The sequence below is a fragment of the Allocatelliglobosispora scoriae genome (genome assembly GCF_014204945.1).
GTDB lineage: Bacteria > Actinomycetota > Actinomycetes > Mycobacteriales > Micromonosporaceae > Allocatelliglobosispora > Allocatelliglobosispora scoriae.
The window spans coordinates 1,851,926-1,873,966 of sequence record NZ_JACHMN010000003.1 but is presented as its reverse complement, the minus strand read 5'-3'; the positions used below and the strand labels follow the sequence as shown (position 1 = coordinate 1,873,966).

16 protein-coding genes and 1 pseudogene are annotated in these 22,041 nt (G+C 71.9%); 9 read left to right on the top strand and 8 right to left on the bottom strand.

Annotated features, from left to right (window positions below; all coding sequences use genetic code 11):
• Positions 1-555, bottom strand: coding sequence for a snapalysin family zinc-dependent metalloprotease (locus F4553_RS34615; protein ID WP_184844980.1), 555 nt, complete (start codon positions 553-555; stop codon positions 1-3).
• Between the two features lie 31 nt (positions 556-586).
• A complete protein-coding gene (locus F4553_RS34610; protein WP_184844977.1) occupies positions 587-1,213 on the bottom strand; it encodes a hypothetical protein in 627 nt (208 codons plus the stop codon).
• Between the two features lie 295 nt (positions 1,214-1,508).
• Here F4553_RS34610 and F4553_RS34605 point away from each other — a divergent pair, with 295 nt between their 5' ends.
• The 3 genes from F4553_RS34605 (at position 1,509) to F4553_RS34595 (ending at position 6,692) form a co-directional block, all read left to right on the top strand.
• Positions 1,509-3,269, top strand: coding sequence for a family 43 glycosylhydrolase (locus tag F4553_RS34605; protein WP_221470598.1), 1,761 nt, complete (start codon positions 1,509-1,511; stop codon positions 3,267-3,269).
• 112 nt (positions 3,270-3,381) lie between these two features.
• Complete coding sequence (locus tag F4553_RS34600) at positions 3,382-4,635, top strand: cellulose-binding domain-containing protein (protein ID WP_184844974.1); 1,254 nt, start codon at positions 3,382-3,384, stop codon at positions 4,633-4,635.
• 425 nt (positions 4,636-5,060) lie between these two features.
• Positions 5,061-6,692, top strand: a complete 1,632-nt coding sequence (locus tag F4553_RS34595; RefSeq protein ID WP_184844971.1) for a hypothetical protein — start codon at positions 5,061-5,063, stop codon at positions 6,690-6,692.
• Positions 6,693-6,789: 97 nt separating this feature from the next.
• Here the strand turns inward: F4553_RS34595 and F4553_RS34590 are convergent, their stop codons facing one another.
• The gene (locus tag F4553_RS34590; protein WP_184844968.1) at positions 6,790-8,181 is read right to left on the bottom strand and encodes a hypothetical protein; all 1,392 of its coding nucleotides are present in this window, start codon (positions 8,179-8,181) and stop codon (positions 6,790-6,792) included.
• Between the two features lies 1 nt (position 8,182).
• Positions 8,183-8,704 carry a SigE family RNA polymerase sigma factor gene (locus F4553_RS34585; RefSeq protein ID WP_312875502.1) on the bottom strand — a complete coding sequence of 174 codons (522 nt, stop codon included), beginning with the start codon at positions 8,702-8,704 and terminating at the stop codon, positions 8,183-8,185.
• A 162-nt stretch (positions 8,705-8,866) separates the two neighbouring features.
• Between F4553_RS34585 and F4553_RS34580 the strand changes: the two genes are divergently transcribed.
• The 4 genes from F4553_RS34580 to F4553_RS34565 all read left to right on the top strand — a co-directional run bounded on the left by F4553_RS34580 (position 8,867) and on the right by F4553_RS34565 (position 14,163).
• Positions 8,867-10,117, top strand: a complete 1,251-nt coding sequence (locus F4553_RS34580) for an SGNH/GDSL hydrolase family protein (RefSeq protein WP_184844964.1) — start codon at positions 8,867-8,869, stop codon at positions 10,115-10,117.
• A 119-nt stretch (positions 10,118-10,236) separates the two neighbouring features.
• The gene (locus F4553_RS34575; protein WP_184844962.1) at positions 10,237-11,112 is read left to right on the top strand and encodes a M23 family metallopeptidase; all 876 of its coding nucleotides are present in this window, start codon (positions 10,237-10,239) and stop codon (positions 11,110-11,112) included.
• A 148-nt stretch (positions 11,113-11,260) separates the two neighbouring features.
• Entirely contained in the window at positions 11,261-12,700 is a 1,440-nt protein-coding gene (locus F4553_RS34570) for a pyridoxal phosphate-dependent decarboxylase family protein (RefSeq protein ID WP_246467560.1), read from the top strand.
• Positions 12,697-14,163 carry an FAD/NAD(P)-binding protein gene (locus tag F4553_RS34565; RefSeq protein WP_184844960.1) on the top strand — a complete coding sequence of 489 codons (1,467 nt, stop codon included), beginning with the start codon at positions 12,697-12,699 and terminating at the stop codon, positions 14,161-14,163. Before F4553_RS34570 ends, F4553_RS34565 begins: the two co-directional genes overlap by 4 nt.
• On the opposite strand, the gene F4553_RS34560 is transcribed toward F4553_RS34565, so the two are convergent.
• Positions 14,063-15,472 carry a hypothetical protein gene (locus F4553_RS34560; protein ID WP_184844958.1) on the bottom strand — a complete coding sequence of 470 codons (1,410 nt, stop codon included), beginning with the start codon at positions 15,470-15,472 and terminating at the stop codon, positions 14,063-14,065. The two genes, F4553_RS34565 and F4553_RS34560, sit on opposite strands and share 101 nt — an antisense overlap.
• An 86-nt stretch (positions 15,473-15,558) precedes the next feature.
• Between F4553_RS34560 and F4553_RS34555 the strand changes: the two genes are divergently transcribed.
• A complete protein-coding gene (locus F4553_RS34555) occupies positions 15,559-18,714 on the top strand; it encodes a CHAT domain-containing protein (RefSeq protein WP_184844956.1) in 3,156 nt (1,051 codons plus the stop codon).
• Here the strand turns inward: F4553_RS34555 and F4553_RS34550 are convergent.
• Complete coding sequence (locus F4553_RS34550; RefSeq protein WP_184844954.1) at positions 18,711-19,274, bottom strand: TetR/AcrR family transcriptional regulator; 564 nt, start codon at positions 19,272-19,274, stop codon at positions 18,711-18,713. The genes F4553_RS34555 and F4553_RS34550 overlap by 4 nt on opposite strands.
• 85 nt (positions 19,275-19,359) lie before the next feature.
• Here F4553_RS34550 and F4553_RS34545 point away from each other — a divergent pair, with 85 nt between their 5' ends.
• On the top strand, positions 19,360-19,770 hold the full coding sequence (locus F4553_RS34545; RefSeq protein ID WP_184844952.1) for a nuclear transport factor 2 family protein: 411 nt from the start codon (positions 19,360-19,362) through the stop codon (positions 19,768-19,770).
• A 7-nt stretch (positions 19,771-19,777) separates the two neighbouring features.
• Here the strand turns inward: F4553_RS34545 and F4553_RS34540 are convergent.
• Positions 19,778-20,509 (bottom strand): annotated as a pseudogene (locus F4553_RS34540) (class I SAM-dependent methyltransferase); the annotation flags it as partial.
• Positions 20,510-20,635: 126 nt separating this feature from the next.
• Complete coding sequence (locus tag F4553_RS34535; protein ID WP_184844948.1) at positions 20,636-22,033, bottom strand: condensation domain-containing protein; 1,398 nt, start codon at positions 22,031-22,033, stop codon at positions 20,636-20,638.
• Positions 22,034-22,041: the final 8 nt, after the last annotated feature.

Here is a 22,041-nt window from a genome sequence, read left to right as displayed (position 1 = left end):
TCAGCCCGCCTCGCTCCGCCAGCCCGCCGCGACCAGCACCGAGCCGGCGAACAGGGCGTTGACCTCGGCGATCTCCCGGGAGTTGGGGACGGCGCTGGTGCACGACGTGCCCGCGCTCGCACCCGACATCAGGTCCGCGCAGACACCGGTCCGGCGGTCGGGCAGGCCGAGGATGTGGCCCAGCTCGTGAGCGGCGATCCGGGTCGGGTTGTGGCCCTCCGTCACCGCCTGCCGTCCCATGTAGATGGTGCCGTTGCCCAGCGAGTTGACGTAGGCGCGGGGCCAGCCGTTGTCGACGAGCACCCGGACGTTGCGGGTGCGGCCGGAGGTCCACCGCTCCAGCCGCACGTTGGTGACGCGGGCGTTCCAGTTGGCCGCGCCCTGGTGCACGGCGTTGACGAACTCGCCGGCCCCGCTCGCGTCGTAGTAGAGGACCCGCACGGAGGCAACGGCGGGCGCGGCTGTTGCCGTGCCCGGACCGAGCGCCTGGATGGACAGCGTCATCGCTGCTGCGGCGAGGGTGGCCACAGCGACTCGCTTCAGATCGAATCTCATCCCACCACGATGGGCTAAAGATCTATATGAGTCAATGTGTCGAGGCGCGTGGCCGCTTCGTCGGGATCGATCCCCGGCCGCCGATGCCGAGCGCTTCGAGTTCGGCCGCCGTCAGCACGCGCTTGTCGGTCGCCGTGGCGAGCCGCGGCGGCACCGCAGCCGATGGCGGCATGGCGGTGGGCGGCGCAGCGGGTGGCACCGCGGCGGGCGGCCGCACCGCGGGCGGCGCGGCCGGCGGGCGGTTGGCGGTGGCGGGATCGACCGGAACGGCGATGGTGGCGATGACCGGATCGGGCGGCGCAACGGCCTTCTTCCGCGCCTTCGCCGGCACCGCCTTGGGCGGCGTCAGAGCGGTCTTCACCCGCTCGGTCTCGCCGGCCAGGCTGACGAGCTTTTTCACCCGGGCCACCGTGGCGAGGTTGGTCGTGGTGGCGACGGTGTCTATCGGCGTGCCCGCGACGATGAGGTCCGCGACCGCCCGGCCCCGCGCGCGCTGGAGCGCGGCGACGATGCCGTCGAAGAGGACCTGCTGGTGGGTGAGGTCCGCGTAGCGCAGCAGCGGATCCGGCTCGCCCAGGGCGTAGCCGCACAGGTTGCGCACCATGCCCTCGATCTCGGCGGCGCTGACTTCATATCCCTCGGTGGTCGAGTCGGTCATCGACGGCTCCTCTCGCGGCCCGTTCGTGGCGGTGGGACCGGACAGCAGCAGCAGTTTACTAGTCCTCGCCGACAATGCCCGCCGCGCGGATTCGCCGCCCTTTCGCACCGCCGCGCCACCGCTCCGCCTGTCGAAATATTTCGACTGACCGAAAGCCTTTCGGTCAGTCGATCGCCGCCAGCCTCCTCAGTGTCCATTGGATCACGAACATGTCACGGTTGCCGCTTGCCGAAAAGGTTTTCGTCATGCATCGTGACGCTCGAACAACCCACCCCCAACCCGGAGGTTGTACGCAATGAACCGCTCCCGAAAGCTCACGCTCCTCAGCGTGCCGCTCTTCGTGGCCGCGATGCTGCTCGTCCCGCAGCCCGCCGCCGCGATCGCGACCTTCACCACCACGCTGGTCAACTCCAACGGCGGCAACTGCATGGCGCTACCCGGCGGCTCCACGGCCGACGCCGTGCAGCTCACGCAGCAGGCCTGCACCGGCGCCGCCTACCAGCAGTTCACCTTCACGCCGGTGTCGGGCACCACCGACACCTACACGATCGCCACCGTCGCCTCGAAGTGCGTCGACGTCTTCGGCGCCTCGACCGCCGACAACGCCACGATCATCCAGTGGGGCTGCCACAGCAACCCCAACCAGCGGTGGAAGCTCAACCCGGTGACGGTCAGCGGCACCGACAAGACCTTCAACCTCCTCTCCGTCGGGTCGAGTAAGTGCGTCGTCCCGGCGGGCGGAGCCTCCACCGTCAACACCGGCCTGGTGCAGTTGCCGTGCAGCACCGCCACCAGCCGGATCTGGCGGCTCGCCGGATTCACCAGCGGCGGCACCACCGTCACCGTGGCCAACCCCGGCAGCCGCTCCACCGCCGTCAACACCGCCACGTCGCTGACCCTGTCCGCCTCCGGCGGCACCACCTACACGTGGGCGGCGACCGGCCTGCCCGCCGGGCTGAGCATCAACAGCGCCACCGGTGTCATCAGCGGCACCCCGACCACCGTCGCGTCCTACTCCGTCACCGCCACCGCGACGAGTGCCGGTGTCAGCGGCAGCGCGACCTTCACCTGGACCATCACCTCGGGCGGCTCGACGAACACGTTCACCAACCCGCTCAAGCAGGCCGGGCCCGACCCGTGGCTGCAGTATTACAACGGCTACTACTACCTCGCCACCACGACGTGGAACCGCACCATCACCATGCGCAGGGCGACCACCCTGCGCGGCCTCGCCACCGCCACCGACCAGGTGCTGTTCAACCTCACCAACCCCAACGGCGCGGGCACCATGTGGGCGCCGGAGTTCCACCTGCTCTCAGGCCCCAACGGGCAGCGGTGGTACTTCTACTACACGGCCGGCCGCGAACCCTACGACCTCGGCACCCAGCGGATCCACGTGCTGGAGAGCGCCGGGCTCGACCCGATGGGCCCCTACACCTTCAAGGCCGACCTGCTCGACCCGACCGCCGACAACACCTGGGAGCTCGACCCGGGCATCCTGCAGCTCAACGGCAACCTCTACCTGCTCGGGACGTTCTACAACGGGTCGCAGCCGCTGTTCATCCGGCCGCTGAGCAATCCGTGGACCGCGAGCGGCACCCGCCGCACCCTGGTGACGCCCACCCTGAGCTGGGAGACGGTCGGCGGCGCCGTCGCCGAGGGCGGCGAGGTCATCCAGCGCAACGGGAAGACCTTCATCGTCTACTCCACCAGCCACTGCTCCACGCCGGACTACAAGCTCGGCATGATCACCTACAACGGCACCGGCGACCCGCTGCTGGCGTCGTCGTGGACCAAGTCGCCGAACCCGGTCTTCCAGCGCTCCAACGCCAACAGCGTCTACGGCCCCGGCCACAACGGGTTCTTCAAGTCGCCCGACGGCACCGAGGACTGGATCGTCTACCACGGCAACAGCTCCGTGAACGGCGGCTGCGACATCAACCGGTCCACCCGCGCCCAGAAGATCACCTGGAACGCGGACGGTACGCCGAACCTCGGCACCCCCGTCGCGCTCGGCACCACCCTGACCGCGCCCTCGGGCGAGCCCGCCTCCTGACCGATCGCGTCCGCCCCGGTCCCGCGACCGGGGCGGACGATTGAATTAGTTTATATATCCAACTAATATGGTCACCCTCGCGCGTCGTCAACGCCCACGACAAAGGAGCGCCATGAAAACCCATCCACACCGCAGGTTCCGATCCTTCGCCCTGTGCGCCGTCCTCGCCGGAGCGGTCGCCGCCAGCGGGACGGCGGTCGCGACCGCCCAGGCCGCCGCCGCCGGCTGCCGGGTCGCCTACACCGTGCCGTCCCAGTGGGGCGGCGGCTTCACCGCCAACGTCTCGATCACCAACCTGGGTGACCCCGTCGCCTCCTGGCGTCTGGTGTGGACATTCCCCGCCGGGCAGCAGGTCACCCAGGCCTGGGGTGCCACCACCACGATGAGCGGATCGCAGGCCACCGCCGTCGACGTCGGCTACAACGGCTCCATCGGCACCGGCGCCACGGTCGCCTTCGGCTTCAACGGCTCCTGGACCGGCAGCAACCCCGCCCCCGCCTCGTTCGCCCTCAACGGGGTCACCTGCACCGGCACGACCACACCCACCACTCCCCCGCCGGCCAGCCCCACCCCGAGCCGATCGCCGTCCGCGAGCCCGTCGACCTCCAGCAGCCCGCCGCCGACCAGCGGCTGGAACCCGCCGGCCTCGCTGGTGACACCGCTAGGCGAGGTCTGGTCACACGTGGAGAGCACCTACAGCAACCTCTACGGCTTCCGCAACTACGGCTGGGACCAGGTGGTGGCGAACGGCGGATTCCTCAACTACTGCGTCCGCTGGGACTCCACCGCGCCGGTGACGGCGGCGCTGCGCGACCAGATCCACGCCGCACTCGCGCGGCAGTCCAAGAAGTGGATGGACGTGATGGCCGGGCACAACGGCTGGCCCTACGCCACCGTCCCCATCCGCGTGGTCGGCTGGGCGGTCCGGGACCGCTCGACCCTGCAGTGGTCGGACAACTCGGTCGACATCTATGTCAACAACATCCGCGAGAACGCGCCGCAGTGCTCCGAGCCCTGCGGCCGATTCTTCCACCAGGACGGCAACTACTCCGGCTGCCCCGGCGGCGCGGCCCGGCACTACGACCAGTCGCTGTGGCTGACCGCGGGCATGAGCGGCGGCGCGGGCGGTGACTGGGGCCAGCGCATCGGCTCCGAATATCTGGTCGGCAACGTCGGCGCCGACAACATCCACATCCTGCTGCACGAGATGGGCCACACGTTCGGCCTGGACGACTTCTACGACTGGACCCCCACCGGCGTGGGCGGCTTCATCATGAAGGCGGGGAGCGCCACGCAGATCACCGACTTCGACAGGTGGATGCTGCGCGACTGGTGGCGCCACCTGAAGAACCGCTACGGGTACTGAACGAGCTGTCGCACTATTACTGGGTCGCTTCGCTCCGCGCGCCCCTGTGCGGCGCCTTCCCTCGTCGCTGCGCTCCTCAGTCCAGGCGCCGCGGCGCGCTCCGCGAAGCTCTCAGCCCAGGCACCGCAGCGCGATCCGTGAAGCTCTAGTCCAGGCGCCGCGGCGCGCTCCGCGAAGCTCTCAGCCCAGGCACCACGGCGCGCTCCGCGAAGCTCTCAGCCCAGGCACCGCGGCGCGCTCCGCGAAGCTCTCCGTCAGCCGCCTCCTCGCAGCAGGGGGCGGCTGACGGCGTACCCGGAAATGGGGGTGACCCTGCCGCGGGTCGCCCGGACGACCGATGGCCTCGGCAATCACGGGCATCTATGGTTTTCGGACACGCCGCGGCGCCCGGGTCGCGTGCCCCTTCGACCGACGGGGAACTTCAGGTGACCAAGCTCAGAGCTGCGATCGTCAGCACCGCCGTCCTGCTCGCCGTGCTGGGATCGGCACCCGCACCCGCCGCCGCGGCGGTGGTGCCCGACGTGACTTCGATCGACTTCGGCACCGGCACCCTGGGCCAGGCCGGTTCGCCGCGCACGGTCACGATGACCGCCGACGGCCCGCTCCCCTCGCAGATGGACCAGGCCTCCATCACCGACCCGGGCTCCGATGTGCCGCTCTCGTTCTCGATCAGCGCCGACACCTGCTCCGGCACGACCCTGGCGGTCGGCGGGACCTGCACCGTCACGATCCTGCCCCGGGCAGCGGCGACGGGCGCGCAGGGCGCCTACCTCCTGCTGACGGAGGTCGGTGGCGAGGAGACCTGGATCGAGCTCACCCTCACCGGCGTGGCCGGGGTCACCGGCACCTACCGCCAGATCACCCCGACCCGGATCCTCGACACGCGGTTCGGCATCGGCGCGCCGAAGGCCCCGATCGGTCCCGGCGGCACCCTCGGCCTGCCGGTGCTGGGGCGGGGCGGCGTGCCGGGCGACAGTGTCTCGGCGGTGGTGCTGAACGTGACGGTGACCGGCCCGACCTCGGCCGGGTTCGTCACCGTCTTCCCCCACGGGGTGATCCGGCCGTACGCGTCGTCGCTCAACTTCCCGGCCGGCTGGACCGGGGCCAACTCGGTCACCGTCGGCATCGGCACCGACGGGAAGGTCGACTTCTTCAACTCCGCCGGCTCGACCGGGGTCATCGCCGATGTGATGGGCTACTACCTCACCGCGACGGGCGACGGCGCCGGTGCCGGGGAGTTCTTCCCCACCGTGCCGCAGCGGGTCCTGGACACCCGGTCCGAACCCGGATACCGGCTGGGCGGGCAGGAGTCGATCTACGTCCCCCTGAGCTTCGGGGTGGACAACCGCCGCATCAAGGCCTTCGCCGTCACCATCACGGCGGTCTCCCCGCTGGCGGCGGGCTACCTCACCGCGTGGAGCGGGGCCAACGGCCCGATCCCGGGCACCTCGACCCTGAACTTCACCACCGGCACGACGGTGGCGAACATGGCGATCGTGCCGACCTCGATCTGCCTGTTCCACGGCGGCTGCATCGACAAGGCGATGATCGGCATCTACAACGGCTCGGCGAAGGGCGTCCACGTGCTCGTCGACCTCGTCGGCGTCTACGACGACGGCACGCTCGGCGGCGGCCTGCGGTTCCAGCCGCAGACCCCGACCCGCATCGTCGACACCCGGGTCGGAATAGGCTCCGGGCCCTTCGGCCCGGGCTTCACCAGGACGCTCAGCGCGTCACCCGTCGCGATCTACAACACCGTGGCGCTGGCCGCCAACGTCACCGCGATCGTGCCCTCGGCCGCGACCTTCCTGACGCTCTGGCCGGCCCTGGACGGAGTCGGCCGGCCCGGGGTCTCCAACCTCAACCCGGCCGCCGGCCAGACCGTGGCGAACGCCGCTGTCGTCCAGATCGGCCCCACGGAGGAGTTCAAGGTCTTCAACCAGGCCGGACTCATCGACATCGCGATCGACGTGGTCGGCACGTTCTTCGACCCGTCGGCGGGTCAGCAGGGCTCGCTGCGCCGGTCTCTCGCCCCTGTGCGCGTCGACCGGCCCTGACCTGCGGCGTGGACCGGCCCTGGACGGCGGCTTCCACCGGCCCCGCTTCGGCGCCGGTCCGGTGGCGCCCGGGAGCAGTCCCGGGCGCCACCGGCCGTCAGGACGACGGCGTCGGTGTCGGTGTCGGTGTCGCTGTCGGTGCGGTGGGCGCCGCACACACCTCAGGGGCGAACCTGTCGCAGGCGAAGCCGTCCACCTCCGTGAAGACCTTGGCCGCCACGACGGCCCCGGCCGTGTCGAACGTCGTCACGGTGATCGGCGATCCGACCGCCATCCGCACCTGCCCGACACCGTTCACCAGGTCGACCGTGACCGGCCCGCCCCCGTCCCGGGTGATCTCGGCCCGGACGGCGTGGGGGGGCGCGATGATCTGCAGCCGGTCGTCGGACTCGGCGTACCGCGGCAGCCGCATCACGATCAGGGTGCTCTCCACGCCGCCCGCGATGCCGTAACCCGACGGGTGGTCGCGGTAGAGGCCCTCGGCGGTGTCATAGGACGAGGTGAAGAAGGGACCGCCGCCGTCGGCGGTCGCGGCCTGGACGGTGAGGACGAAGGCCCGGCCGTTCTTGGTCCCGGGCATGTCGATCTCGTCGCTCCAGAGCACCCGGTAGGTGACGGCCGGGCCGGTCAGCCCGGTCAGCAGGGCCAGTGTGGAGGCCGCATCGCGAGCCTCGTTCGGCAGCGGTCTCCCGCGCCCGCCGACCGGCTGGGGGTCGATCGCCACCGAGGGCCGGGTCCCCGCCATCCCCGCCTCCGTCTCCAGCAGGACCGCCGCACCCAGCTTGACCCGGTAGCGGTGCCGCCCGGCCAGATCGGCGATGCCCAGGTAGTCCCTCCCGGCACCGGCATCGGACCAGACGCGTTCGGCGCCCGTGGCGGTGTAGCGGGTCTGCGCCGCCTCGTAGACCGACCCGGCCGGTCCCAGCAGCAGGTAGGTGTACTCCGGGTGCGCGGGGTCCGAGGCGAACCCGGTGTCCACCACCGGTCCCAACTCGCCCGTTCCCGTCAGCTCCAGGTCATCGGCGGCGGCACCGGCGACGCCCTGGAAGACCAGTGCCTGCAGCGTGGCGCCGCCTGCCGCGACCACCGCGACGCGGCGGTTGCCCAGGTCCCCGGCGAAGAGCACCTTGACCGCGTAGGTCGCGCCACCGAACCAGTGCCAGCTCGCCGCCTCGATCGCGCCCTCCCGCCGGGCGCCCTCCAGGAAGGGTTCATCGTCGGCGAGGCTGCCCCGGGTCGGGGAGTCCAGCAGCGGCCGCAGCGCCGCCGGCACCTCGCCGAAGGTCTGGGTGAAGGCGGGGACCGGCGGATCGGCCCAGCGCCAGCCCGTCATCACTCCCGCGGCCGCGAGCACCGCCACCGCCGCGAGCACCGCGACTCTCCGCTGCCGCCGACGACGGCGCAGCCGCAGCAGCCGGGCATAGGGGTCGGGGCGCGGGATCACCCGCTCCGACTGCCGCTCCATCGTGTCGCGCAGTTCGTCGATCATGTCAGTTCCTCCCGTGAGCGGGGGCGAGGGGGCGGCTGCGCTGCTCTCCGATGATGTCGCGGAGCCGGGCGAGGCCGCGGGACGCCTGGCTCTTCACCGTGCCGACGCTGACGCCGAGGATCTGCGCGGTCTCCTCCTCGGAGCGGTCCTCCCAGTAGCGCAGCACCAGGACGGCGCGCATCCGGACCGGCAACCACAGCAGGGCCTGCCACAGCTCGTCACGCTCCTCGATCGGTTCGTCGTGGACGGCGCGGTCCGGCGGGAACGCGGACGCCACCTCGCGGATCGGCCGCCGCCACCGGTTGATCAGCGTGTTGACCATGATGCGGCGGATGTAGGCCTCCGGATGGTCCATCCGGCGCCAGCGCCGCATCGCCGAGATCAGCGCCGATTGCAGCAGGTCCTCGGCTCGGTCGGCTGATCCGCAGAGCAGGTACGCCGTACGCAGCAGGTGCGCGTACCGCTGTTCCACGAACGCGCGGAACTCGTCGTCGGGCATCAGGTCGTTCTCCCCTCGTCTCACCCCACCCAACACGTGGCCCGACCGGAAGGTTGAGTGGGCACCACGAATTGACGCATTCGGATGTTATGGACTAGCCTGGCCCGAATCCCCGACCGCAGTCCCCCGGTCGGATCCGTCCACCCGATGACAACGTTGTCACCATCCCTGAACTGGGAGTCCTGAATGCGACTGACCCATGCCCTGACCGTCCTCGCCCTCGGTACCGCGGTCTCCGGCCTCACCGTTCCCGCGCCGCCCGCCCACGCCGCGGCGCCGGTGCGCATCATGCCGCTCGGCGCCTCCATCACCTGGGGCACCGGCTCCGGCGACGGCAACGGATACCGCGAGGAGCTGCGCAAACACCTCGCCCTCGACGCCGGTGTCGCCATCGACTTCGTCGGCTCCGTCCAGTCCGGAACCGCCGCCGACCGCGACAACGAGGGCCACCCGGGCTACCGCATCGACCAGATCGCGTCCGGAGTGGACGGTTGGATCGCCGCCAACCGCCCCGATGTCGTCCTGCTCAACGTCGGCACCAACGACACCCTGCAGAACTACCAGCTCCCGACCGCCCCGGCCCGCCTCAACGCGCTGCTGAACCGCATCGTCGCCGACGCACCGCTGGCGACGGTCGTCTTCTCCACCCTCGTACCGTCGACCGACGCGGCCAACAACAGCGAGGTCCAGGCGTTCAACGCGCAGCTGCCCGCGATCGCCCAGGCCCAGGCCGCCGCCGGGCACAGGGTCCGGCTCGTCGACTTCTACGCCGGGCTCACCCCCGCCGACATCGGCTCCGACGGCATCCACCCCACCAACGGCGGCTACGTCAAGCTCGCCAACCTCTGGCACTCGGGCCTGCAGCCGGTCCTCGGCGCCGGAACCGCATGGCCGCTCTACAAGCAGGACTTCGGCGACAACTGGCCGCTGACCTGGGTCAACACCGTGCAGGGCAGTGTCGGTGTCGGCGGCTACTGCTGCGGCCTGCCCGGCATGGAGAGCGCCCGCCGCGCCGAGACCGCCCACGGCGGCACCTACGCGCTCATGTACTCCGGCAACGACCTCAGCGCCACCGGCTCGTACTCCTACAACCGGGTCTTCGACGTGCACCTGCCGCTGACGGCGAAGTCCGTCCTGACCTACTGGATCTACCCGCAGACCACCAACGCCCGCTTCGTCGCGCTGGACCTCGCGCTCACCGACGGGCGCAGCCTGCGCGACTCGGGCGCGGTCGACCAGTGGGGCGTCCGGGCGCACCCGCAGTTCCAGGGCCAGGGCGGTCGCCTGGTCGCCAACCAGTGGAACCTGGTCCAGGTCGGCCTCGGCTCGCTCGCCGGCGGCACGGTCGACCAGATCCGCATCGGCTACGACCAGCCCGCCGGCACGGGCCTGTTCCGCGGCTACGTCGACGACATCCTGATCGCCAACAACCCGTGAGCCACGGCTGGGAGCCCCACCGGGGTTCCCGGCCACCCCTTGATCTATCGCATATTGTCTATGTAATGTCGATCACCGACGGCGCCGACCGACGCGCCCCGGAGATCGAGGAGCGTCCCATGACGACAGACCGGGTGCCCGCCTGCTGCGGCACCGACGACACGGCCACCGGCCTGAGCAGGCGTTCCCTGCTGGTTCTGACGAGCGGAGCCGTGGCCGGTGCCGCCGTGGTCGGACTGCCCGGCGTCGCCCACGCCGCGCCGGTGATCTACAACCCGTTCGCCGGCTACCCCATCTCGAGCGGCTGGCAGGACCACCGCGACCACGGCTCGCTGGGCGGCATCGACTTCAAGATGCCGGTCGGCACCAGCCTGCCCGCCTGCGGCGCGGGCACCGTCACCAACATCCCCGACAACGGCACCGGCGGCCACACCGTCACGATCGCCCACGCCGACGGCTACAAGAGCCAGTACCTGCACCTGTCGGCGTTCCTGCTCGCCAACGGCACCGCGGTCGGCAGCGGCGCGATCGTCGGGAGATCCGGCGGCGCCGCGGGTGCTCCCGGCTCCGGGTCCTCCACCGGTCCGCACTGCCACTGGCACATGATCAACCCCAGTGGGGTACGCATCAACCCGCTCGACTACGTCGCCCAGCACCCGCCCGGGACCGGCGGCCTGCCCAAGACCACCACGGAGACGACGGGCGAGCCGGGCCCGGTCTTCTACACCCGGATGCAGAACTGGCTGCGCATCACCAACGGCTACACGGGGCCGGTCAACGGCGTACCGGGGGTCAACACCTATGCGGCCCTGCAGCGGGCGATGCGCGGCTACGGCTACACCGGCCCCGTCAACGGCGTGATGGGCGTCAACTCGTGGCGGGCGGTGCAGACCCTCGCCGCCGATTACGGCTACACCGGGCCGCTCAACGGCGTCATGGGCCCGAACTCGTGGCGCGGCTTCGCCCGATTCATCAACCTGGACCAGTGGGACTGACGCCGTTCGTCCCCGGCCCCGCGCTCAGGACCGGCTCGTGAAGAGTTGCGGCGATCTGGAAGCGGCGAGGTGGCGTTCGAGTCGATGAGTGTTCCACTGCGCGGAACGTGCGGTTGGTGGAACCATGCCCCCGAGCAACAGTTCGACAATGACCAAGCTCGAATTCGAGACACTGCTGCCCGCCGCCGCCGACCACGCGCTCGCCTACCTGCGCGGGCTGCCGGACCGCCCGGTCCGCGCCACCGCCACCGATGCCGAGCTGCGGCAGTTCCTCGGCGGCCGCCTGCCCGACGGCCCGTCCGATCCGGAGCAGGTGCTCCAGCAGCTCGTCACCGGCGTCGACCGGGGCCTCGTCCCCACCGGGCACGGGGAGTATTTCGGCTATGTCGTCGGCGGGACCCTGCCGGTGGCGATGGCCGCGGACTGGCTCACCGCGACGTGGGACCAGAACTGCATCGTCCATGACATCTCGCCCGCCACCGCCGTCGTCGAGGAGATCTGCGCCGAGTGGCTGATCGACATCTTCGGCCTGCCGCGGGCCACGTCGGTGGCGTTCGTCCCCGCGTGCACCCACGCCGAGCTGCTCTGCCTGACCGTGGCCCGGCACCACGTGCTGGCGGCCCGCGGCTGGGACGTGGCGACGCAGGGCATGCAGGGCGCCCCCGAGATCAGGGTCCTGGTCAACGGCGCGACGCATGCCGCGGTGATCCGATCGCTGCAGGTTCTGGGGCTCGGCGGCGGCATCCATCACCTGGAGATCGACGACCAGAGCCGCATCGTCCCCGCCGCGCTGCGCGCCGCACTCGACGAGGTCGGTGACGCGCCGCTGATCGTCTGCGGGCTCGTGGGCGACATCAACACCGGCGGCATCGACGTCGTCGGGGACCTCGCCGACCGGGTGCACGACGCGGGCGGCTGGCTGCACCTCGACGGCGCGTTCGGGATGTGGGCCGCGGCGTCGCCGACCCTGCGACCGCAGCTCGTCGACGGCATCGAGCGGGCGGACTCGTGGGCCACCGACGCACACAAGTGGCTCAACACCCCCTATGACGGCGGCGTCGCGATGATCGCCGACCGCGACGCCCACCTCGCGGCGTTGCCGCTGCTCGCGGAGTACCTGAACATGCAGCCCGAGCACCGCCATCCGGTGGAGTGGGGCATGGAGGTGTCGCGCCGTTCGCGGGTCTTCCCGATCTGGGCCGCGCTGCGCAGCCTCGGCCGCAGCGGCATCGCCGACATCATCGACGGCTGCTGCCGCAACGCCCGCCGCTTCGCGGACCGGCTCACCGGGCAGCCGGGCGTGGAGATCCTCAACGAGGTGACGCTGAACCAGGTCCTGGTGCGGTTCGACGGACCGGGCGGCCGCGACGAGCACACGCGCCTCGTCGCGGAGGAGTTCCAGGCCCGCGGTGAGGGCTGGGCTGCCATCAGCCGCTGGAACGGCAGGATCGTGCTGCGCCTATGCTTGATCAACTGGGCGACCACCGCCGCCGATGTCGACGCGGCCGCCACGTCGCTGCTCGCCTGCCACCGCGCCGTCGTCACCGCCGGAAACGGGACCGCGGCCGATGCCGGAGCCGCTCGATGATCCGGATCGGCATCATCGGTGGTGGCGCCTGCGGCGTGATGCTCACCATGCAGCTGATCGACCGCCTCGCCGGGGGTCCCGAGGTCCAGATCCACCTGATGGAGCAGGGGGACCGGCTCGGTGCCGGGGTCGCCTACGGGACGGCCGAGCAGGTGCACATCCTCAACATGCAGGCGCAGACGATGAGCGTCCACTCGGACGACCCGGACCACTTCGTACGGTGGCTCGCCGCCCGGCGCGGGACACCGGCGACGGGTACGGATCTCATCGACTACGTCCCCCGCCGGCTCTACGGCGCCTACCTGAGGCAGTGCCTGGAGCAGAAGATCGCAACCGGTACGCCGACCGTCACCACGCACCGGTGCGAGGTCACCGGCTGCACGCGCGTCGGCCGGCAGTGGCGGCTGACGGCGGGCATCCCCCTGCCGGACCTCGACACCGTCGTGCTGTGCCTGGGCGATCTGCCGTCCGGCGAGTACAACCGGCTGGCGGAGCACCCCGCCTACGCGCCGACGCCGTGGGACGGCGCGTTCCTCGACGCGCTGCCCCGCGACGCCCGGGTGGGCATCCTCGGCACCAGCCTCACCGCCGTCGACGCGCTGGCCGCCCTGGACGCCCGCGGCCACACCGGACCGATCGCGTGCTTCTCCCGCCGCCGCGGGCTGCCCAAGGTCCAGCCGCGCATCCTCGACACCCCCGACCTCAAACTCGTCACCCGCGACACCGTCGAACGCCTCGCCCTGGAGGAGCCCGGCGGCATCAGCCTCTCCACCATGGAACGCCTGATCCGGGCCGAGCTGGAGCTGGCTCTCGGCGGGCCGGCCGCCTGGGAGTCGATCCGCCGCCCCGACGATGCCGATCCGCTGACCGCGCTGCGGGCCGACATCCACGCCGCCGAGAACAACCAGGTCCGCTGGTACGAGGTCCTCGACGCCATGTCCGCGCTGACGCCGATCATCTGGCACCGGTTGAGCGGATCCGCCCGGCAGACCATGCTCGCCGAGTTCTCCACCTGGTCGACCTACCGCCACCCGATGCCGCTCGCCAACGCGTACCGGGTGGAGCGCATGCTGGCGGCAGGCATCCTCACCGTCCACACGGGAATCAGCGGGATCCACCCGGACCACCGGGGCGGGTTCGACGTCGTCCGCACCGGCGGCCGGTCGGCCGTCGACTTCCTGATCAACGCCACCGGTACCGGCTACAACCCGTGGGTCCTCCCGTCGGAGCTCCTGCACCACCTGCTGCTCCAGGGCGAACTCGTGGCGCACCCGCTCGGCGGGCTCGACGTCGACTTCGGCACCCTCCGGGTCCGGCGGGCCGACAGCACCCTCGACGACCGGATGTACCTGCTCGGTCCGCTCACCCGTGGCGTGCACTTCTACACCAACTCGATCGAGACCAACCGCGACAACGCGCAGCGCCTCGCCGCCGACCTGGTCCTGCGAACCGGCGCGCGGTGACCGCTCCCGGTGCCCGGGCGGCGCGGTCGGCGTACCCGGCTGATGGTCGTGCGGTGACGCGGCTCAGGCGCGCGTGACCTGCGGCAGGAGCCAGCGGCGCCGCGTCCCCCGGGACTCCAGCGCGTAGAGGCGGGCGAGCACGTCGGCCACCTGGCGGCTGTGGTCGCCGTCGGCGTCGGCGTATGCCGCGAGCGCCGCCGCTGCCTCCCGTCGTCCCGGCCAGGGCCGCCAGGGCCCGCTCATAGGCGCCGATCGCCGACCGCAGGTTGTCCCCGCGATCACCGGCGAGCCGGCGCGTGTACGCCGCCGCCAACCGCGCGTTGATCCGCGCGACATCCTCGGGCTCCAGCACCGTGGCGATGCCGGTCAGCGACGCCTCCGTCCGGGTGATGAACTCCTCCGTCGCGCCGACCGGATCGCGCTCGCTCTGCTCACCCCGCCCGATCGCCACCAGCGTGTCGACGCGAGCGCGACGCTCGTCCGTGTCGTCCGCCGACAGCTCCCGCAGGCGCTCGAAGTGCCGCAGGGCCCGATCGCGCGCCTCCAGCCTCGTCATCCGGTCGACGCCGTCGTGATCGGCGAGGCGGCGATAGGCGAGCCCGAGGTGCAGGTGCAGTTGGCGGTCCTGGACGATGTCGCCGGACGGCTCGGCCGCCAGCGCCTCCAGCAGCTCGATGCCCGGGCCGGGTGCCGCGCCCGGCGCGGTGCCGAGCCGCGCCAGCATCGCCACCGCCTGCTGCCGGGACACGACGGTCCGCCGGTGCAGGGCGGGCTCCGGACCGTCCGGCCGACGGACCTCCAGCGCGGCGTCGAAGGCGGCTATCGAGAGTGCGAGGTCGGCCGCGCGGTCGGCCGTCGACCGCAGCAGGTACATGCTGCCGAGGTTCTGCTGGCTCACCCCCCACGCGCGCGGATTGATCGACTTCTCCAGATAGAGGAGGGACCTCTCCGCGTACGCGATGGCGGTTTCGACGTCGTTCCCCGCGACGGCGAGGTGGGCCAGGTTGCCGAGGGTCTGGCCGAGCAGGTCCCGTGCCTCCTGCGTGCGCAGCCCCTCCAGCAGCTTCACCCCGCGCAGGTAGCCCTCGGCCGCCGCGGCCCGGTTCTCCTCGGCCGACCCGGCTAGCCGCTCCTGCCTGCTCATGGCGAGCTGGTATTCGGCGAACGCACGCGGGAAGCGGCGGCTGGCCGGGATCTGGTCGAGGGCCGAGGTGAACGCCTCGATGGAGGCCTCGATGTTCGCCGACCGATCGCCGGACGGCCTGCTCGCGATGCTCATTCCATACAGGACGAGTTCCTCCGGTCGCACGAGCCCTCCTCCGGCCGGGTGTCGGCTCCGCGGCACACGGTAGGGTCTCGCTTTCGCTCCTGTCGATGCCATGTTCGAATCACGACATGCTGTGGATCGGGCGCTCGCACCAACCCGGCGGCTCGGGCGTCACCCTCGACCTTCGGCTGGACCGCGAGGCGGACTCGCTCACCGCGACCGTCGCCCTGCCGCCCCTGCCGGTGGGGGCCTGGGAGCGCGAGAGCATCCGGTGGTACCTGGAGGATTTCCGGGAGTTCCCCGCGGATCCGGCGCCCGCCGTCGCGGCGGCGAGCGCCGCCCTGATCGAGCGGCTCGGCGGGGAGCTGTTCACGGGCATCTTCGACGGCGATCCGGCGGCCCGCGAGATCTGGTCGAGCGCGCGGGCCGACATCGCCGGGCTGGACTGGGAGATCGACGCGGACCTGGCCGGGAGCGTGCCGATCCCGTTCGAGATGCTCCGCGACCCCGGCAGCGGCATCCGCCCGGCGCTCGCCGCGCGCTCCTTCGCGCACACGGTGCGCCGCCCGGACCCCGCCCCGGTGACCGTCCTGTCCGGTCCGCTGCGGATCCTGCTCGTCGTCGCGCGCCCCCACGCCGACCTGGACGTGCCCTTCCGCTCCATCGCGGGCCGGCTGATCCGCCACGCCGCCGGTGGCGGCCCGCGCATCGACGTGCTGCGCCCGCCGACCTTCGCGGCCCTGTCGCGCCGGCTGGAAGCGGCCGCGGCGAGCGGGCAGCCCTACCACCTGGTGCACTTCGACGGGCACGGCCTCATCGGCCCGACCGGCGGAGATCCCGAGGGGTACGCCGTCTTCGAGCAGCCCGGCGCCCCGGGCAACCGGCGGCTGGTCAGCGGAGCCCAGCTGGGCGAGGCCCTTTCGACCCACGGTGTCGAGGCGCTCGTCCTCAACGCCTGCAGCTCCGGCCGGTCGGAGTCGTCGCGGGACGGGACCGGCTACACCTCGCTGGCCCGCCGGTGCCTCGACGCCGGGGTGAAGGCGGTCGTCGCGATGCGCTACGACATCTACGTCTCCACCGCGACCACCTTCGTCACCACCCTCTACGACCTGCTGTTCCAGGGCCGCACGCTGGGCCACGCCGCCTCGGTCGCCCGGGCCGGGCTCGCCGCGGACGAGGCTTACGGTGAGTGGCTGGTGCCGGTGATCCTGCAGGCCGCGCCGGTGGCGGTCACCGCCGACGACCGGCCCGCACCCGCCGCGGCGGCACCGGTCTTCGTCGGCCGCGACGACCTCACGATCTCCATCGATCGAGCCTTCGACACCGGCAACGCGATCGTGCTCTGGGGTGCGGCCGGTGTCGGCAAGTCCGCTCTCGCCGAGGACTTCGCCGAGTGGTACAGGTCCAGCCGGGGTGTCGACGGGCCGCTGCACCGGGGCAGCTTCGGTGCCGAGCCCGAGGCGGGCTTCGCCGAGCCGGCTGCCGACGCACCGGCCATCTGGATCTGGGACGGGCTGGAGCGGACCGCCTCCTGGCCCGAGGCCGACCGGCGGGCGCTCGCCGACCGGATCGCCGCCCTGGCCGGCGGACCGGTCCGGCTGCTCCTGACATCGCGCGACCGCGCCGCCTGGCTCCCGGCGACCGTCCGGCGGCTTCAGGTCCGGCCCCTGTCACCGGCGGAGAGCGACGAGCTCGCGGGTGTGTGGTCCCCGGCCGACCGGGCCTTCTGCCAGGGCCACCCCGCGGCGATCCGGCTGCTGACCAGCGGGGCCGCGCCGCCCGTCGCGGACCTCGGCACCGGCCGCGTGACCGCGGATCCCTCGGGCGCGGCATCGAGGGCTCTCGCCGGCCTGCCCGCCGCGCAGCGCTCGGCGCTCACCCTCCTGCTGCCCTTCCGCGACGTCGTCTCCGCCCACCACCTGATCCGGATGCACCGCGCGCTGCAGCTGCCGTCCGACCTGACCTACGCCGAGGCGGCGGCGATCCTCGACCGCGTCGCCGATCTCGGCTGGTTCACGCGGCTCGACGGCGAGCACTACGGCCCGCACCCCTTCCTCCGGCACGCCCTCCACCAGCTCGTCACCGCCGGACAGGGCACGCCGGAGGTGATCGAGGAGGCCTACTGCCGGTCGGTCGCGCTCTTCGGGCACGGGCTCTTCTGGGCATACAACCTCGGCAACCGCGACACGCTCAACATCATCGCGCTGGAGGAGCGGAACCTCGTCCACGCGTTCGAGCTCGCGTTCACCCGGGGCCGCGCCGACGAGCTGCTCGGCCCGCTGCAGGCTCTGCGCATGCTCTACGAGCAGGGCCACCGCCTGGACGCCTGGTACGCCATGGCCGAACGCCTCCAGCCCGTCCTGCTCGACCCGGCGACGCTCCTGCCGCAGCCGGAGGTGAACTTCGTCGATGTGAGCCTGCGGGGAGTGCTGCTCGACTACGCCGACGCCCTCGCCGCCCGCCGGGGCGACCCGATCGCCCGCGGGGGGATCGCCGCCGCCCGCCGGGACCTCATCGCCGGCGATCTCGACGGCGACGACGACCTTCGGCAGGTGGCGCTGCGCAGCCAGGCGATCCAGCTGCTGCGCGACGGTTCCGTCGACGACATCCGCCGCGCCGTCGATCTCGCGCACCGGATCTCCGACACCGCGCTCGAAGCCTCCGCCCTGATCGACCTCGGCCACGCGTACCGCAACGACGGCGACTTCGACCGGGCCCGCGTCTGCCTGGAGGAGGCGCTGGATCTCGGGCCCGACTCCGACACCCGGCACCGCGCTCGCGTCTTCGACGGGCTGGGCGCCCTGATGCTGAGCCGGTTCGACCAGATCGTCGAGGAGAACCTGGACGCGATCGGCGAGCAGGTCCGCCGGGACGGGATCGAGGGCAGGTTCACCGTGCCCGTCACCGAGGAGCAGGCGGCCTGCCTGCGGTCCGCGTACGGCTACTACCAGGCGGCCCTGCGATGGCAGGGTCATGAGGACCGCGCGACCGTCGCGTCCCTGCACCACCAGCTCGGCGGCATCGCGGGGATGATGGCGCTGTGGGCGGAGGCGGACACCCACTTCCGCACGGCGATCGCCGGTCACGACGAGGCCGGTGCGGTGCTCCGGTCCGCGCAGAGCCGGGGCGATTTCGCCAACCACCTGATCCAGCGCGGACAGCGGTACGCCGAGGCGCTGCTCTACGCGCGTACCGCGGAACGCGACCTGCTGTCGCTGGGCGATGCCCCGCCCGCACTGCTGAAGCGGGCACGTGCCCTGGTCGAGGAGCTCGAGACCTATTAGCGGCGGGCGGACAGGCCGTCCACCACCACGGCGATGATGCGGTCCCGGGCGGCGTCGTCCTTTCCCGACACCGCGTGCGACGCGCCGATCATGAGGCCCACCAGGTCGCCGATCCCGATGTCGGACCGGACCCCACCGGCTCGCTGAGCTCGGTCGAGCAGGGTCGTCAGCGCGGTGCGCAGCGCGGTCCCGGCGGTCGAGTTCGCGTGCTCGGTCGAGACACCGGCCGCCGAGAGCGCCTCGGCCAGCGCGTTCTTCGTCGCCGCCTGCTGCACGGTCCGGGTGAAGAAGCCGAGGAGCGCGGCGACCGGGTCGACCGAGGAGGTGAGTTCTTCCGCCTCGGCGGCGAACCGCTCCAGCCGGCCGACGTAGACCGCCTCCAGCAGCGCTTCCTTCGTCGGGAAGTGGCGGAAGACCGTACCGATGCCGACCCCGGCCACCCGGGCGACCTCCTCCGTCGACGCACCGGCACCGCTGCCCGCGAAGACCGCCTCCGCCGCTTCGAGCAGCCGGGCGCGGTTGCGCTGCGCGTCGGCGCGCAGCGGTTTGGCAGTCGTCACGGGGTCCACCTAGACAATCGGAGTGTCCACTCCATATAGTCGAATTAACGGAGTGCTTACTCCGATTCTAACCGAGGGAGCCGCCATGAGCCTCACCCCCCAGGAGATCTTCGACCTGCGCACGGAGATCATCCACTCTGGACGATGGCAGGAGCTCGCCGTTCATTACGCGGCCGACGCGCAGGTCCGGATGCCGTTCGCGCTTCCCCACCCGGTGCACCTGGAGGGACGGGCCGCCATCGAGGCGCACCTGGCGCTCGCCGACGGGGCGCCGCTCGAGTTCCGGGTGGAGAACGTCGTCCTGCACCAGACGCTCGACCCCGAGGTCCTCATCGCGGAGTACGACTACCGCGCCCGCGCGACGCACACCGGGCACGAGTTCCGGATCGCCAACATCCAGCTCTTCCGCGTCCGCGACGGCGAGATCGTCGAGACCCGCGACTACCACAACCACCACGTCCTCGGGGAGGAGCTGCGCCGGCCCGCCACTGCGTAAGGGCGGCTCAGGCGATGAGCAGGCGCAGGCCGAGCTCGGCGGCGTCGAGCCCGGCGAGGTCGCGGTTGCGCTCGGCCCACCTGCCCGAGGCGAGGTCGGCACGGAGTTCGCGCACCGCTCGCTGCTCGACCTGCGGCCCGACCCTGGCCCACACCGACATCCCGCGCCGGACCTGCTCGTCGAGGTAGACCTCCGGCCGGCGCCAGTAGGCCTCGAAGAAGCCGTCGACGCAGTCCCACGGAATGGGCACCGGCTCCAGGCGGGCGCCGATCGCGTCGGCCAGCTCGTTCACCGATGGCCGGCCATGCAGGAGGTCGGCGATCTCGGGCACGTAGTCGCGAATGAGCCAGAACCGGTCCAGCCAGCCCTCGGCGCTGGTGTCGTGCGTGAAGACCACCACGCGGCGGGCCACGCGCCGCATCTCGCGCAGGCCCGCGATCGGGTCCGGCCAGTGGTGGATGGTGGCGAAGGCCATCGCGGCGTCGAAGGACCGGTCCTCGAACGGGAGGCTCTCCGCGGAGCCGGCCACGCAGGGCGCCGCATCCGCCGGGCGCTGCGCGCGCATGACGGCCGACGGCTCCACCGCGGTCACGTCGCGGTCGACGGGCTCGTAGGAGCCGGTCCCGGCCCCGACGTTCACGACCGTCCGCGCGTCGCCGAGCGCGGCCCAGACCGCTGCCGCGATCCTCGGCTCGGTACGCCGCGTGACGGTATAGGTGGCTCCGATGGTGTCGTACAACGGCTCGGTGGACATGTCGCCGCCTCCCTTTTCGCCGCCACCCTGCCACGTTTTGCAGCACGGCGTGGTCTCCGCTTCACGAATGGCCACGCTGTGCTGCAAAACGTGACACGCACCTGGCGAGAGCTACCGGGCTGTCCACGGCCAGGGCAGGTCCGCCACCGCGGCGTCGACGAGCAGGCGTTCGAGGTCGCGCAGGAACCGCTCGGCGACCTCGGTCGGCAGGTAGCCCGTGTCGCCGGTGACCGCCAAGCCCATCCCGCCGGTCGCGTCGACGATCTCGACCCGCATCCGCCAGGTGAACGTCTCCAGCCCTTCGGCCAGGGTGAACGTGCTGCGCGACATCGCCGCCCGCAGGGCCGCCTCGTCGGCGGCCCGGCCGGAGCTCTCGGCGTCCGGCAGGAGCCGGATGTCGTTGAAGTAGCAGTGCTTGTTGATGCCGGTGGCGTAGGGCAGGCCCGCCTCCTCGTGCGCCCGCGCCATCTCCTCCGGGTCGTAGTAGGCGTGCCGGTAGGCGTCCACGGCCGCGTGCCAGACCCGGGGCAGCGCCTCGGCGAAACCGGGCTTGTCGGCGAGGTCGATCACGAGGAGGCCGAGCTGGTTGAGCTTCGAGATCGCTTCCCGGTAGTCGTCGGCCGACCGGTTGTCGACCATCGTGTAGATCCCGCAGGTGTCGCTGCCGGACCACGCCGCGACGACCCCGGCGACCACGGTGAGCAGCACCGTGGCGGTCGTCACCCGCTCCCGCCGGGCGATGACGCGGGCGGCGGTGTCGGCGGCCTCGGAGGCGAGGAGATAGCGCTGGAAGCGGGGCGACCCGGCCGGACCGACGTAGGGCAGCGTCTCGGCGGGCAGGCGGTGGTAGCTGTCGAGCCAGTAGCGGACGGCCCGCTCGCAGCGGCGCTGCTGGCGCTCGCCCTGCTCGATCCGGGCGACCTCGGCCGACTGGAGCTGCACCGGCGTCCGCACGGCACCGCGCAGCAGGAGCAGGCGCAGGTCCTTCAGCACCAGCTCGGCCGCCCGGAAGTCGACGGTCACGTGGCTGAAGACGACGACGATCCGGCAGATGCGCTCCCCCGCCATCAGCAGGGCGATCCGCTGGGGCCACTCCCGCTCGTGGTCGAACGGGGTCGCGGCGATCCGCACGGCGAGCTGCTGCGCGGCGGCCGCCCCGTCATCGGCGCCGAGGCCGCCGAGGCTCTCGATCGGCACGAGCAGCACCGGCTGCTCACCGCGCTCGGCCACCACCTGCCGCAACTCCCCGTCGACGGTCCGCACCCGCGTCCGCAGCGACGAGTGCCGCGCGAGGAGTCCGCTCACCGCCCGCAGCGCCGCGGCCGTGTCGACAGTGGACCGGCGCGGTGCGGCGACGACCCGGCGGAGGCTGAACATGGCGTGGCTGGCACCGTGCCGGCGGATCGCGATCCACAGTGCACGCTGGCCCCAGGTGAGCGGGGCGCCGGGGTCGGGTGCTCCGGCGAACGGCGCCGTCACCTGCTCGGCGAGGAAGGGTTCGGCGGGCATCACGACAG

Excerpts from the sequence above, each read along its gene's own strand:
- F4553_RS34615 (WP_184844980.1), bottom strand. The coding sequence starts at position 555 with ATGAGATTCGATCTGAAGCGAGTCGCTGTGGCCACCCTCGCCGCAGCA.
- F4553_RS34610 (WP_184844977.1), bottom strand. The coding sequence starts at position 1,213 with ATGACCGACTCGACCACCGAGGGATATGAAGTCAGCGCCGCCGAGATC.
- F4553_RS34605 (WP_221470598.1), top strand. The coding sequence starts at position 1,509 with ATGAACCGCTCCCGAAAGCTCACGCTCCTCAGCGTGCCGCTCTTCGTG.
- F4553_RS34600 (WP_184844974.1), top strand. The coding sequence starts at position 3,382 with ATGAAAACCCATCCACACCGCAGGTTCCGATCCTTCGCCCTGTGCGCC.
- F4553_RS34590 (WP_184844968.1), bottom strand. The coding sequence starts at position 8,181 with ATGATCGACGAACTGCGCGACACGATGGAGCGGCAGTCGGAGCGGGTG.
- F4553_RS34580 (WP_184844964.1), top strand. The coding sequence starts at position 8,867 with ATGCGACTGACCCATGCCCTGACCGTCCTCGCCCTCGGTACCGCGGTC.
- F4553_RS34575 (WP_184844962.1), top strand. The coding sequence starts at position 10,237 with ATGACGACAGACCGGGTGCCCGCCTGCTGCGGCACCGACGACACGGCC.
- F4553_RS34570 (WP_246467560.1), top strand. The coding sequence starts at position 11,261 with ATGACCAAGCTCGAATTCGAGACACTGCTGCCCGCCGCCGCCGACCAC.
- F4553_RS34565 (WP_184844960.1), top strand. The coding sequence starts at position 12,697 with ATGATCCGGATCGGCATCATCGGTGGTGGCGCCTGCGGCGTGATGCTC.
- F4553_RS34555 (WP_184844956.1), top strand. The coding sequence starts at position 15,559 with ATGCTGTGGATCGGGCGCTCGCACCAACCCGGCGGCTCGGGCGTCACC.
- F4553_RS34545 (WP_184844952.1), top strand. The coding sequence starts at position 19,360 with ATGAGCCTCACCCCCCAGGAGATCTTCGACCTGCGCACGGAGATCATC.
- F4553_RS34535 (WP_184844948.1), bottom strand. The coding sequence starts at position 22,033 with ATGCCCGCCGAACCCTTCCTCGCCGAGCAGGTGACGGCGCCGTTCGCC.